This window comes from Stenotrophomonas maltophilia group sp. Smal32 (genome assembly GCF_030237085.1).
Lineage (GTDB): Bacteria > Pseudomonadota > Gammaproteobacteria > Xanthomonadales > Xanthomonadaceae > Stenotrophomonas > Stenotrophomonas maltophilia_Q.
Map to the genome: position 1 here is coordinate 30,284 of NZ_JASJSI010000035.1, position 12,705 is coordinate 42,988.

12 protein-coding genes are annotated in these 12,705 nt (G+C 67.0%); all 12 read right to left on the reverse strand.

What is annotated here, in order from left to right:
- Window positions 1-20: 20 nt before the first annotated feature.
- On the reverse strand, window positions 21-791 hold the full coding sequence (locus QRO91_RS10800; protein WP_049432371.1) for a LytTR family DNA-binding domain-containing protein: 771 nt from the start codon (window positions 789-791) through the stop codon (window positions 21-23).
- Window positions 781-2,040, reverse strand: coding sequence for a sensor histidine kinase (locus tag QRO91_RS10805; RefSeq protein WP_005407896.1), 1,260 nt, complete (start codon window positions 2,038-2,040; stop codon window positions 781-783). The genes QRO91_RS10800 and QRO91_RS10805 overlap by 11 nt, the downstream gene beginning before the upstream one ends.
- A 165-nt stretch (window positions 2,041-2,205) precedes the next feature.
- Window positions 2,206-3,855: a M28 family metallopeptidase gene (locus QRO91_RS10810; protein ID WP_100443757.1), complete on the reverse strand. Its 1,650-nt coding sequence runs from the start codon at window positions 3,853-3,855 to the stop codon at window positions 2,206-2,208.
- A gap of 347 nt (window positions 3,856-4,202) precedes the next feature.
- Complete coding sequence (locus tag QRO91_RS10815) at window positions 4,203-5,852, reverse strand: CsgG/HfaB family protein (RefSeq protein WP_197650948.1); 1,650 nt, start codon at window positions 5,850-5,852, stop codon at window positions 4,203-4,205.
- A gap of 16 nt (window positions 5,853-5,868) precedes the next feature.
- Complete coding sequence (locus tag QRO91_RS10820) at window positions 5,869-6,546, reverse strand: hypothetical protein (protein ID WP_197633009.1); 678 nt, start codon at window positions 6,544-6,546, stop codon at window positions 5,869-5,871.
- A gap of 135 nt (window positions 6,547-6,681) precedes the next feature.
- Entirely contained in the window at window positions 6,682-7,782 is a 1,101-nt protein-coding gene (locus QRO91_RS10825) for a hypothetical protein (RefSeq protein ID WP_049426773.1), read from the reverse strand.
- The gene (locus QRO91_RS10830; RefSeq protein ID WP_197650947.1) at window positions 7,773-8,969 is read right to left on the reverse strand and encodes a hypothetical protein; all 1,197 of its coding nucleotides are present in this window, start codon (window positions 8,967-8,969) and stop codon (window positions 7,773-7,775) included. Before QRO91_RS10830 ends, QRO91_RS10825 begins: the two co-directional genes overlap by 10 nt.
- A gap of 107 nt (window positions 8,970-9,076) precedes the next feature.
- Window positions 9,077-10,339, reverse strand: coding sequence for an RNA polymerase sigma factor (locus QRO91_RS10835; RefSeq protein WP_285310391.1), 1,263 nt, complete (start codon window positions 10,337-10,339; stop codon window positions 9,077-9,079).
- Between the two features lie 45 nt (window positions 10,340-10,384).
- On the reverse strand, window positions 10,385-10,741 hold the full coding sequence (locus tag QRO91_RS10840; RefSeq protein WP_197650943.1) for a DUF1428 domain-containing protein: 357 nt from the start codon (window positions 10,739-10,741) through the stop codon (window positions 10,385-10,387).
- Between the two features lie 23 nt (window positions 10,742-10,764).
- Window positions 10,765-11,175, reverse strand: coding sequence for a VOC family protein (locus QRO91_RS10845; protein ID WP_197650942.1), 411 nt, complete (start codon window positions 11,173-11,175; stop codon window positions 10,765-10,767).
- A gap of 34 nt (window positions 11,176-11,209) precedes the next feature.
- Entirely contained in the window at window positions 11,210-11,632 is a 423-nt protein-coding gene (locus tag QRO91_RS10850; protein ID WP_106551248.1) for a VOC family protein, read from the reverse strand.
- A gap of 67 nt (window positions 11,633-11,699) precedes the next feature.
- Window positions 11,700-12,113 (reverse strand): YciI family protein, encoded by a 414-nt coding sequence (locus tag QRO91_RS10855; RefSeq protein WP_049426767.1) that lies wholly within the window; start codon window positions 12,111-12,113, stop codon window positions 11,700-11,702.
- Between the last annotated feature and the right edge of the window lie 592 nt (window positions 12,114-12,705).

The window sequence follows — 12,705 nt, forward strand, 5'->3', positions numbered from 1 at the left end:
CTTTCAGCAGCCTGCGTGGATCACATCCCGCGGAACAGGCTCATGAACGGTTGGCTGACCACCAGTGTTTCCGTGCGGCCTCGCAGCCGCAGCACGCCACGCCCGGTATCGTCGCGGCTGACCGCCGCCACCGCCTTCATGTTGACGATGGTCGAACGATGGATCTGGCGGAAGTGCTGCGGGTCGAGCACTTCCAGCAGCTCGCGCAACGGTGTGCGCAACAGGCTCTCACCTGCGGCCGTCACCACGGTGGTGTACTTGTTGTCGGCGCGGAAGTAGGCCACGTCCTCCAGCATGATCAACTGCGTCTCGCGGCCGTTGCTGGCGGTGATCCAGGCCAGCGGCGGGCGTTCGGCAGCACCCTGGGATGGACCCAGCCGCTGCAGCAGGCGTTCAAGCACGGCGTCATCCTGGCGCGTCGATGGCAGCCGCGACAGAATGCGCTCACGCGTGGCCAGCAGGCGTTCGTCACTGACCGGCTTCAGCAGGTAATCCATCGCGCCCTGCTCGAACGCGTCGATGGCGTACTGGTCGTAGGCGGTGACAAACACCACCTGGGTGCGCGGGCTCAGCTCGAACAGCGAACGCGCAACTTCGATGCCACTGATGCCGGGCATGCGGATATCGAGGAAGGCAATATCCGGCTGCTTCTCGGCCAGCTGCTCCAGCGCACTGGCACCGTCCTCGCACTCGGCCACCAGCTTCAGCTCCGGCCACAACCGGCGCAGCTGTTCCACCAGTGACTGCCGCAGCAGTTCCTCGTCTTCGGCAATGAGGGCTTCAAGCGGCATGGCTGCGCTCCTTGTGTGTCTGCGGCAGGGTCATGGTTGCGGCCACGCCGCTGGGGAAGTTGGCAACGATCGCCACGCCGGCCTGCTCGCCGCAGGTCAGTCGCAGGCGCTCGCGCAGGTTCTTCAGGCCGATGCCGGTGCCACTGGTGCCCTGGCCGAAGCCGAGGCCATCGTCGGCCACGGTCACCGTTACGTGGTCATCGAAGCCACGCGCCAGTATCCAGATCGTGCCGCCGCCGGGCTTGGGTTCCAGGCCGTGCTTGATCGCGTTCTCCACCAGCGTCTGCAGCGCCATCGCCGGCAGGTGCACGCCATGCAGCTCATTCGGCACCTGCACTTCCACCGCCAGCCGCGCGCCCATGCGGATGCGCAGGATCTCCAGGTAGGCGCGCGTACGCTCCAGCTCCACGCCCAGCGTCGACACCGACTCATCCACCTGCGGCAGCGAGCTGCGCAGGTACTGGATCAGGTGGCCAAGCATCTGTTCGGCGCGCGCCGGATCGGTGCGGGTCAGCACCTGCGCGTTGGCCAGCGTGTTGTAGAGGAAATGCGGTTCCACCTGCGCATGCAGCAGGTTCAAGCGCGCGACCGACAGTTCCTTTTCCACCTGGGTCTGTTCGGCAGCGGCCTGCTCATCGCGGCGCTGGTCGGCCACGCGGCGGCTGATCGCGCGGGTGACCGCTTCGGCGTTCTCGAAGTTGCTGCCCTCGTCCAGCGCGAGCAGATCGGCCCACCAGCCAGCGTCCGGTTCGAACAACAGCGTGACAGTGCTGGTGCCCTGCCCCGGCGTGACCGTGGCCAGCACGCTGTTGCGCTTGATCGCCAGCCGCGCCGGCAGGTTCCAGCGCGAGGGCTGGCGGCCATTCCAGAGATCGACCCGGCGCACGTAGGCGCGTACCTGCAGGCTGCCGGCCGAGCTTTCCACATCCTCCACGCGCGGAAGTTCGGCAATCGCCGCTTCCACCACGGCGTAGGCCTGGCCGGCATCCATCGGCAGTTCCACCTGGCGGCGCTGGCGGCCCGAGAGCGTGGTCGAATCCAGCCGGCCGGCCACCAGCCAGACACGCCGCACATGGGTGATCGCGCTGCCCAGCGCAGAAATCATCAGGAACATCGCCAGCAGGCCGAACACCCAGCCCGGGCCATCGTTCATGCCGCTGAAGATGCCGCTCCAGACCATGCCGGCGACAACCAGCGCGGCGGCCCAGGCCAGCAGGTGGCGGATCAGGAGAGAGAGGCTGGCGAACACGGCGGCGCCTTGGAGGAAGGGGGGTGAGCCGAGCATAGGGCGGCCCGCCGGGCAAACAAGCGGGCTGCGACGAAGGGCCGGAAAGCGGGGATGGAAGCCTTCCGTGCAACGCCGGGCATGGCCCGGCGCTACCGGGGATGGCGGGGCAGCGCGCCACGCTTTCCCTTATCTGCGCTGGTCGGCGCTGGCGTCACGCACGGCGCGGAACGATTCGTCCTTGCTCCAGTTCGGCCAGCTGCGCGAGTTGGCCAGCTGGTTGCCCAGCGTGTACAGCACTTCCAGGTCGCGGGCGGCACCGGCGAACACCCAGTCCGGCTGCCATTCGTCGCCCTGCTGGTGGTAACGCTTGGCGGTGTAGTCCTCGGAGGCCTTCTTGCCTGCGGCCACGCCACCGTCCACCCAGTCCTGGCCGGCCGACCACGACAGTGCCGGCACGCCACGCTTGGCGAACGGGAAGTGATCGGAGCGGAAGAACAGGCCCGCTTCCGGCTTCGGGTCCGGGGTGTAGCGGATGTCCCAGCCCTTGGCCACGTCCTTCAGCTGGTCCAGCAGCTCGAAGCGCGCCGCACCGTAGATGCCGAAGTCACGCGACGGGCCGAACGGCGCCATGCCGTCCATGTTGATCACCGCCACGGTCTTTTCCAGCGGATATAGCGGGTGCGTGGCGTAATACTCCGAGCCCAGCAGGCCCTTTTCCTCGGCGGTGACCGCGAGGAACAGGACCGAGCGCTCGGGGCGCTTGGCCTTGGCGAAACCACGGGCAAGCTCGATCAGCGAAGCGGTACCACTGGCATTGTCCAGTGCGCCGTTGAAGATGCGGTCGCCACGCGCGTCCGGCTCACCCACGCCGATGTGGTCCCAGTGCGCGCTGTAGATGATGGTCTCGTCCGGATGGCGGGTGCCTTCCAGGCGCGCGGCCACGTTGTGCGAGGTGATCACTTCGGTCTTCACCGCATACTTCGCGTCCAGGCTGGCGCCGGTCAGCGGCACCGGGGTGAAGTCGCGCTGCTGCGCCTTCTTCTTCAGCGCCTCGAAATCCTGCCCGGCCGAGCGGAACAGCTCCACCGCCAGGTCGCGCTGGATCCAGCCTTCCAGCAGCGGGTGGCTTTCCGCCGGGTTGTCGCGCACCACATCGAACATGGTGTTGGTGTTGGAGCCGGCCACGGTGGCCCAGCCATACGACGCAGGTGCGGTCTCGTGCACGATCAGCACGCCCAGCGCCCCCTGGCGGGCGCCTTCCTCGTACTTGTAGGTCCAGCGGCCGTAATAGGTCATGCCCTTGCCGTCGAAATCACCCTGGCCGGTCTCGAAGTCCGGGTCGTTGATCAGCACCACGGCGATCTTGCCCTTCAGGTCCACGCCCTTGAAGTCGTCCCAGTTGCGCTCCGGCGCCTTCACGCCGTAGCCGAGGAACACCAGTGGCGCCTTGCTGATGTCGACGTTGCTGGCGCCGTTCATGGCGGCGCGCACGGCGATCTGCTTGCCCTGCTCCAGCGGGACGGTCTTGCCGCCCTGGTGCAGCGCCAGCTGCGGTGCGCCGACGATGTCGCCCTTGCGCAGCGGCACGGCCTGGGTCCACAGGCGCTTGCCGTCCTTGAGGTCACCGCCCGGCTGCAGGCCGGCATCGGCGAACTGCTTGCTGAGGAAGGCGATGGTCTTTTCTTCGCCGGCGGTGGCCGGGGAGCGGCCTTCGTAGGCGTCGGAGGCCAGTTCCTTGACGTCGGCGGAGATTCGCGCGCCGTCGAATTTCGGGGTGGCCGCCATCAGTGCGCTCGACACTGACAGGGCCAGCAGGCCCAGTGCTACTCGTTTCATTGCTCTCTCCAGCAGGGAAATCCCTCTGGAGTGTAATGGGATTCGGCAGGGCTGCGCCCTGCACCCGCCGATGCCAGGGCAGCAGCCAAAGCCAAAGCAACAGCGGCATCCCGTGGGATGGCGGGGTGGGTCCGGTTGCGGGAGACGCCGTAAACCCATCCATGGGGGCTTGGCCGCGGCATCCATGCCGCGGACACCCCCGCAACCGGACCCACCCCGCCTTCGACAGATTTCTGCTGCTGTTGGTGGGTGTCGACCTTGGTCGACACGGACGGAAACACGAAGGGGTCAGATCCTTTTCCCGGCGGGAAAGGGCTCTGACCCCATCTGTATGTTGCTTGAGTCTGTTACCAGTTCGGGTCTTCGGCCGGGGCGGCGGCCGCCTTGGGCTTCGGCTTGGCGGCCGGGCGTGCGGCGGCGGGAGCGGCCGAGGCAGTCGCGCCTGCGGCGGCTGCAGCCGGCTTGCTGCCCAGCTTCTGGCGCAGTTCGATCTGGCCAGGGCGGAAACCGCCGCGCATCGCGTCGACGCCGTCTTCGATGGTGCCGTAGGAGGTCTGTGCGGCCACGCGGTCGATGCGGATGGTGCAGCACGGGTGTTCGCTGCGGCCCAGCGAGCGGCCGGTCTGCGGGTCCTTCAGTTCTTCGCCCAGGCGCACGGCCTGCCAGCGCTGGCCCGCCTGCAGCGTTTCGCCGCCCTGGCTCAGTACCACCTGGTCGCCGTCCACCGAGACCACCGACACCGGGAACAGCGTGGTGACGATGGTGGTGCCGATCTGGCCGGACAGCGACTCCATCATCGCCGCCGCCATGTTGCGACCGTTGACCACGCGCGGCAGGGTGCTCGGACCGGTCGAGGCCAGCTGGTGGTCGAAGCTGTCGGACATCACCACCTGGCCGGTGGTGGCGTTGATCAGGCGCAGGGTGATGCGGCCGCCACCGGAATACGAGGTCACCTGGCGGTCGGACATGCGCAGGTTGCGCACGCTGCGCGGGTACTCGAAGCGTTCGATGGTCGGGATCAGGATCAGGTCGGTCGCCAGCTGCTGGCCCACGCGTGCGGTGTCCTGCAGGCGCACGTTGCCGCTGTTGATGTGATCGATCTCGGCCTGCAGTTCGTCGCCGAACTCGCGGTCCAGCACGATGAAGCGCTGGGTCTGGGTCAGCGTGTCGGACAGGCGCGCACGGATCGCGTCGGCCACTTCATCGGCATCCACGCGGCCATCGCCCACGGCGTAGCTGCCGGCCTTCGTGCGCGGCAGGGCGACCACGATCTTCGGCTTGCCCTGCTCGTCCGGTGCGCGGTACTGGGCGATCTGCGCGCGCACGCGCACCTTCCAGTAGCTGCGCATGCTGCGATGGGTCACGTCGGAATCGAACGAACTGGCGCCACGCTTGGCATCGACGTTGACCTTCTCGTCGTAGCTTTCCCTGACGCTGGCTGAGGCCGAACCGCTCTTGGCCGAGGCTTCGCCGGACGCATTGGCCGACGCCGAGCCCTTGAAGCTCCAGCCTTCATCGCTGGCGCGCACGCGGGCGATGGTTTCCTCGTCCAGCTGCCGCACTTCATCCTGCGACAGGATTTCATAGCCCAGCACCGCGCCCTGCGAGCCGGCGATCATCTGCTGGGTGAACGCGTCGGCGCGGATATCGCCGACGTGTTCGCCATCCACATCCACATGCAGGCCTGCACGCAGGCTCTGCATCTGGCTGGCCACGCGTACGCCGTTGACCTGCGCCACGGCCGACTGCAGCGCTGCCAGCACCGCCAGTTCCGGGGTGCTGCCGATGCCGTCGGCTTCACGCGCAACCTGGGTGGTGCCGCCGAAATCCGGCGTGCCACGCAGGGGCGCTGCTTCCACTGGCGCATTGCTGGCCAGCGCACTGGTTGCCTTGTCCTTGGCGGGTGCAGGCGCGGTGGCCGGGGTGTCCTGCTTGCCGCAGGCTGCAAGCAGCGCGGCGACCAGGCCCAGGCCGATCAAACGGGTTGTCGTACGCATGGAGATTCGCCTCGGATCAGATCGAATCGAGCATCGAATCGGCGTTGGACGGCACCTTCACCTTGCTCTTCTTTGCAAAGGTCACGGCCGACTTGGTCGAACCGTACAGGCCCTGGATGAAGCCCGGCGATTCCTTGGCCACCCATGCACCGGCGGCCAGCTTGCGGCCGACGGTGGCCATCTGGGTCGCGCCCAGGTTCTTCATGCCGGCGGTGAAGTTGCTGGCTTCGCCACCCAGCTTCTGCGCTTCGGCAGCCGACGCCAGCAGCGAGACCAGGCCTTCGGCGTAGTGCTGCTTGGATTCAGCGTTCAGTTCCGGCTGTGCGGCCTGGCGCTCGTTGATCGCGGCCTGCGCAGCTTCGCTGACCGACACCGACTTCTTCATCGCATCGACGCTGACCGAACCCGACGACAGCGCCTGGCGCTCGGCTTCCAGCAGCTGCACCTGCTCGGCCAGGCCGAAGGCGCGGGCGAACGAGGTCTGGGCCTGCAGCGAGTGCGACTGCGAGCTGACGAAACGGCGCACCAGCGCTTCCTGCGCGGCTTCGTCCGGAGCGGCGGCGCTGGAGGCGCTGCTGCTGGAGGTACCGGTGGCGGCACCGGCCAGGTCCTTCAGCTTGCCCAGGCCAGCGTGGGCCGGCATCGACAGAGTGGCGGCAGCGATGGCCACGACAAGAGCGGTATTGCGGATCATGGGATTTCCTTTATGAGAAAGACGGCCGCAGCGCGGCACGCGAGATCGGGGATGGCAGCGAGTCAGTGCCGAGCAAGCTCGGCACCCACCAGAGCCGGTAGCGCCGGGCCATGCCCGGCGAGCGCAGCGGTAACGTCAGCGGACTGCCTTGACGTTCAGTTCGTTGATCATCTGCTGGGCGGCCTTCTCGGCGGCCAGCTGCAGGGCGTTGGTGCGGGCGACGGTTTCATTCGGGCCGGTGCCGGAGAACTGCACCGGGCCCACCGACGAGACGGTGCGCGGGAAGCGACCGGTCACGTCCAGCACCTTGCCGGTGACGGTGACGAACACGCGGGTATTGCCGCTGGCCGGATCGCGGTCGCGCATGCCGACGTCGAGGGTACCGACGGCGATGTACGGGATGTTGGCGGCGCGGATGCCGTTGGCGGTATCACGCAGGGTCGCGGCAGACAGGTCGTTGCCGGTGCTGAAATCCTTGCGGATGCGCTCGATGCTCAGCAGGCCGCGCGATTCGCCTTCCACGTACTCGGCTTCAACCACTTCGTAGCCGGCAGCGCTGAAGGCACCGGTCATCGCAGTGTTGACCTCGGCCGCGTTGGCCACCTTCCAGCTGATGTTGTCGCTGCGCTGGGTGGTGCTGCCGCCGCTGGTGACCGACACCGAACCGTTCTGGTTGATGCTGCCGTTGGTGCTGACCGAGTTGCCGCGGAAGCTGTCGCCTTCACGGGTGTTCTCGCTGTAGCTGCTGCTGGCGTCGACGCGGCGGTATTCCTTGTCCTGGAACGACTGCACGGTGTCCTGCGAGCGTGCCATGAACAGGAAGGTCAGCAGCGAGCGCTGCGCGGCGGTGGCACCGGCCACGGCCGAACCCGCGTCCAGCTTGGTCTGCAGCAACGTGGTGTTGATCTCGGCGCGGACGGTGACGGTGTAGGTCTTGGCCTTCTTGTCTTCGGTGTCCGACAGCGGCACGGCGCTGAGCACATAGCGGTCGATCTCGCCGATGAACTCGGCGCGGCGGTCTTCGAACAGGCGCAGCTTGGCCGCACCGGTTTCAGCGATGTACGCCTCCAATGCATTGACCTTGGCCTTGTTCAGGGCCTGGGCGCGGGTATCGGCGCTCAGGCGCAGGCCATAGCTGGCCGAACCGGTACCACGCGAGCTGGCGGTCTGCGCGGCGACCGGCGAGGCCACCACCAGGGCGATGAGGATGAGCAGGATGGTACGCATCAACGACATGACTTGATCAACTCCTGGAGGGCTTGGGTCTGCTGCTGCAACGGGCGGCCGCCCGGCTTCTGTTCGTCCAGCCAAGCACGCGAATCGGCGCGCTTGGCGGCGGCGCCGGCGAAGGCGTCGAAGCCGGCCAGCAGGGTTTCGTAGCTGGCCGACCACTGGTCGACCTGCCACTGCGTGACCGGTACCACCTTGGTGGCCCCCTTGCGCAGCGGCTGTTCGAAATAGACCTTGCCGGAGAACGGCTCGGTCACCTTCGCGGTGAAGAAGGCGCCGAACAGCATCGTCTTCATCGCCGGGGTCTCATTGATGACGCCGTTCTTCAGAGCATCGACCTGCACAGTGATGACGTAGTCCGGCTCGGGAATCTTCAGCTGGTAGACCTTGCCGTCGGCAAAGCGCGCGGCCATCGCACCGCCGATCGCCTGGCCCGAGGCCGGCGGCAGCAGGCCGACGCCGGTATTGGACGACAGCGTCTTGGAAAGCTCATGGGCCAGCGTTGCACGCAGCGGGCCTTCCCACTCCGGGTCCGGCAGCTTGCCGCGTGCCGCATCGGACAGGGTTACGCCACCGACCTGCAGGCGACGCACGGCGGCATCGGGCAGCTTGGCCTGGGCGAGACTGGCGGCCAGAACCTGCGACAGGCTGGTATCGGCGCTGCCGTACAGCAGATCGGCGACGATCGTGTCGATATCGTCGTTGTCAGGACGGTAATCCTGCACGTCGATGCGCTGCAGGGTCAGCGGATAGGACGCAATCACCTGGCGCTCGCGGAAATCGAAGAACAGCGCCTGCAGGGCCACTTCCACCAGCACCTTGTACTGGTTGCCGATCGGCTCGACCGAAACCAGTTCGCGGTCCAGCGCGGCGGCCAGCACCGTCGCGCTGGTTGTGCCGTCGAGCATCGCCACCGGCTGGTCGATCAGTTCCAGGTTCGCCGGCGGCCGGCGCTTGAGCGCCTGCGCCAAGGTCTGGTTCAGCGGGATCAGGCCGCGCTTTTCCAGCACGGCGTGCGCATGCGGCGTGGTCGCCTGCACGGCAGCGGCATCAGCGGTATAGGCAAAACCGGCCCAGTAGGCCTGCTGCGATTTGTCTGCGGCCTGCGCGGCGATCGGCCATACGGCCAGGCACAGGGCACAGGCAAGCAGGCGCGCAAAAGCGCGCGATGCGCTCTTCGTCCTTGAATACATCCAACCGCTCCTCGGTCAATACGCACGGAACGTGGACGCTCATGCGCCCACTGGGCGCGAAACATAGCCGCTCACGCGTCTGCCGACAAGTGCTGCGTTCGTCGCAGTCACTCCTGGGGCGGCAGTCCGGCCCGTTGCCGCAGCAGGCTCCGCTCCGCCTGGTTCTGGCTGAGCCTGGCGGCCTCGGCAAAAGCGTGACGTGCGTCGAGGTCACGCCCCAGCGCCTGTAGTACCTCCCCGCGGACCACCTGCAAAGGGACATAGTCGCGCAGGCGCGGCTCATCCAGCAGCGGCTGCAGTTGTACCCATGCAGCGAACGCGCCCTCGCTGCGCAGCACCGCCACGACCCGGTTCAATGCGACAACCGGCGAAGGCATCACCTGCAGCAACTGGGTATAGAGCGAAGCGATACGCGGCCAGTCGGTGGCTTCAGCCCGACGCGCAGCCGCATGGCAGGCGGCAATGCGCGCTTGCAGCACGTAGGGATCGTCGTCGCCACCGGCCGCCAGCGCGCGCGCCAGCACCTGCTGCCCGCGCTCGATCTGCAACCAGTCCCAACGGGCTCGGTTCTGCTGGTCCAGCAGCACCGGCGCGCCCTGCGCGTCGGTCCGTGCCGCAGCGCGCGATGCCTGCAGTTCCATCAGCGCCAGCAGGCCCAGAACCGGCGGTACCGGCAGCCGATGTGCCAGGATGCGCGCCAGCCGCAGCGCTTCCTCGCACAACGCCGGTCGCATCCAGTCATCGCCGGCGCTGGCCGCATAGCCTTCATTGAAGACCAGGTAGATCGCCTCCAGCACTGAAGCCAGCCGCTCGGGCATCGCTTCCGCGCGCGGCACTTCATAGGGCACCTGCTTCTGCGACAGGGTGCGTTTGGCGCGCACGATACGTTGGGCGATGGTCGGCTCGGGCTGCAGGAAGGCGCGGGCGATCTCGGTCGTGGTCAGGCCACCGAGCAGGCGCAGGGTCAGTGCCACCCGCGCATCGGCAGGCAGCACCGGGTGGCAGGCCACGAACATCAGGCGCAGCAGGTCGTCCCCCAGGTCATCTTCCAGCGCCTGGCTGTCATCCGGCGCCGGCAAGGGGGCCGGATGCAGCTCCTCACCCCATTGCGCATGCTGCTGCGCCACGCGCCGGTGCTGGCGCAGCACATCGATGGCACGGTTGCGCGCAGTGGTCATCAGCCAGGCTCCGGGATTGTCCGGGATGCCCTGCTCCGGCCAGCGCTCCAGCGCGGCCAGCCAGGTGTCCTGGGCCAGCTCCTCGGCACGGCCGACATCGCCCCCGAGCAGCCGCGCCAGGCGCGCGATCAACACCGGCGACTCCATCCGCCAGAGGGTCTCCAGACGCTGCGTCAGTGCGGGATCGAGCATGCGCCGATCACAGCACGCACGCCCGGCCCGCACAAGCGCCGCAACTCACGCTTCCACAATCGGCTTGAAGCCGCCCCAGAACATGCGCCTGGTATCGAACGGCATGTCCTTCGGGCCCAGCGACGCCAACCGTGGGTCGGCCATCACCTTCGCGTTGATGCGGTCGCGTGCCGCACGCGAGCGGAACACCACGAAGGCGACGATCACTGTTTCACCGGGCCTGGCCTTCACCGCGCGCGGGAACGAGGTGCTCTTGCCCGGTTCCACGTCGTCAGCCACGCACTCCATGTACTGCAGCGCGCCATGGTCCTTCCACACCGCGCCGGCCTTGCGGGCAAGGCGGCGGTAAGCCGCCACCTTGTCCTGCGGGCACGGCAGCACGTAAGTATCCACGTAAGCCATGAGGGTTCTCCCTGCAGCGACCGTCAGCCCGGCTCGCCGTCCATGTGTGCGATTTCCCAGAGATGGCCGTCCAGATCCTGGAAGCCGCGCTGGTACATGAAGCCCAGGTCGCGCGCCGGCTGCGGTTCGCTGGCGCCGGCGGCCAGTGCATTGTCCACCAACTCGTCAACGGCCTTGCGACTGGGTGCCGAGAGCGCATTGATCACTTCCGTGTGGGTGTGCGCATCGGCAATCGGCTTGTTGGTGAACTGCTGGAAAAAAGGTTGGGTCAGCAGCATCACGTAGATGCTCTCGCTGATGACCATGCCGGCCGCATCGTCATTGGTGTAGGTTGGATTGAAGCTGTATCCCAACGCGGTGAAGAACGCCTTCGACTTCTCCAGGTCCTGCACTGGCAGGTTGACGAAGATCATCTGCGGTTGCGGTGTACTCATCGGTGAAGCTCCTTGTGGATGAAGAAAAGAGGGATCAGGGCTGTTTCATGCAGTTGACCATCCACGGCTTGCCGTAGCGATCGATCAACATGCCCCAGCGGTGCGCCCAGAACGTTTCGGCGATCGGCATCTGCACCTGGCCGCCTTCGGCCAGCGCGGCGAACACGCGCTCGGCTTCCTCGATGCTGTCGACATCGACATTGATGGTGGTCGAGCCCCCCTCGCCACCGCCGGGGCCATCGGCGGCCATCAGGATGGCGTTGCCGATCTCCAACTGGCTGTGCGCGACGTGGTCGAGGGTTTCCGGCGGCATCTCGTTGCAGCCCGGCGAACCATCGGAGGGCGGCATGTCGCGGTACTTCATTTCCGACGTGACCTGGCCGCCGAGTGCCTTGGCGTAGAACGCCATCGCATCGTGGGCCTGGCCGCTGAAGCCGAGGAAGGGAATCAGTTTCATGGCACTACTCCGTTGAGGGTTTCAGGGTGGCAGCGCCGGGCCATGCCCGGCGGGGAAATGGATCGGATCAACCTTCCAGCTGTGCACGCAGACGCTGTTCCTGCTGCTGTAAGCCGGGGGTGAAGGCTTCACCGAAGTCTTCGGCGGTGATCAGGGGGCGCAGTTCCAGCGTGCCCCCGCTACCGAACGGCGCGCGGCTGGCCCACTCGACGGCCTCCTCCAGCGAGCGCACGTCCCACAGCCAGAATCCGGCGATCTGCTCGCTGGCGGGGCCGAACGGGCCAGCCTCGACCCTGGGTGCGCCGTTGCCGAAATGAATGCGGCGACCGCGCTGGGTGGCGTGCAGGCCTTCCCCGGCCAGCATGATGCCGGCGGCCACGAGTTGTTCGTTGAAGGCGCCCATTTCGGACAGTTCCTGTTCGCTGGGCATGCGGCCGGCTTCGGAGTCGGCGTTGGCCTTCACGATCACCATTACTTTCATTGCAGTCTCCCGTGGGGACGCGTGGTGCGTGCCCTTCACTGGGTACAACGAACCAGGGGGCTGGAAATCGACACGTCCTCTAAAAATTATTTCTTCCGTGGAAAGCGCGCCTTCGGCGGAGGTCGGCGAACGGCGGAGCCCCTCCGTGGTGGGGGTGGGTTGGTCGCTGAAAGCCCGGGTTCATGGGTTTGGCCGGGTGGGGAGGCAGGGCAGGGGGCGGTGCAAGTACGTCCATGTAACGTGGGTCGCCGCATCCATGCGGCACACGCCCCGGCCCTCCCTCCCCACCCGACCTTGGACAGTTTCCTGCCTCCGGCACGCACCACGGGAAGATCAAGAAAAAAGGCAGAGGCAAAAGCAACAGCAACGGCGGATGGCTGGCGGCCTCGGCTTTGTGAGCGAAGCGACCCGCTTTTGCTCTTGCTTGTGATTTCCCGTGGTGGGTCAGCCGCAGAGATCTGTCCAAGGCCGGGTGGGTAGGCGGGGCGGGGGTGTCCCCGGCATGGGCCCGAGGCATGCCTCGGGCGGGTTGGGCAGGATGCCCAACCCCGGTCTTTCCGTGTGCGCAGGACAGCGCACACGACCAACCCTG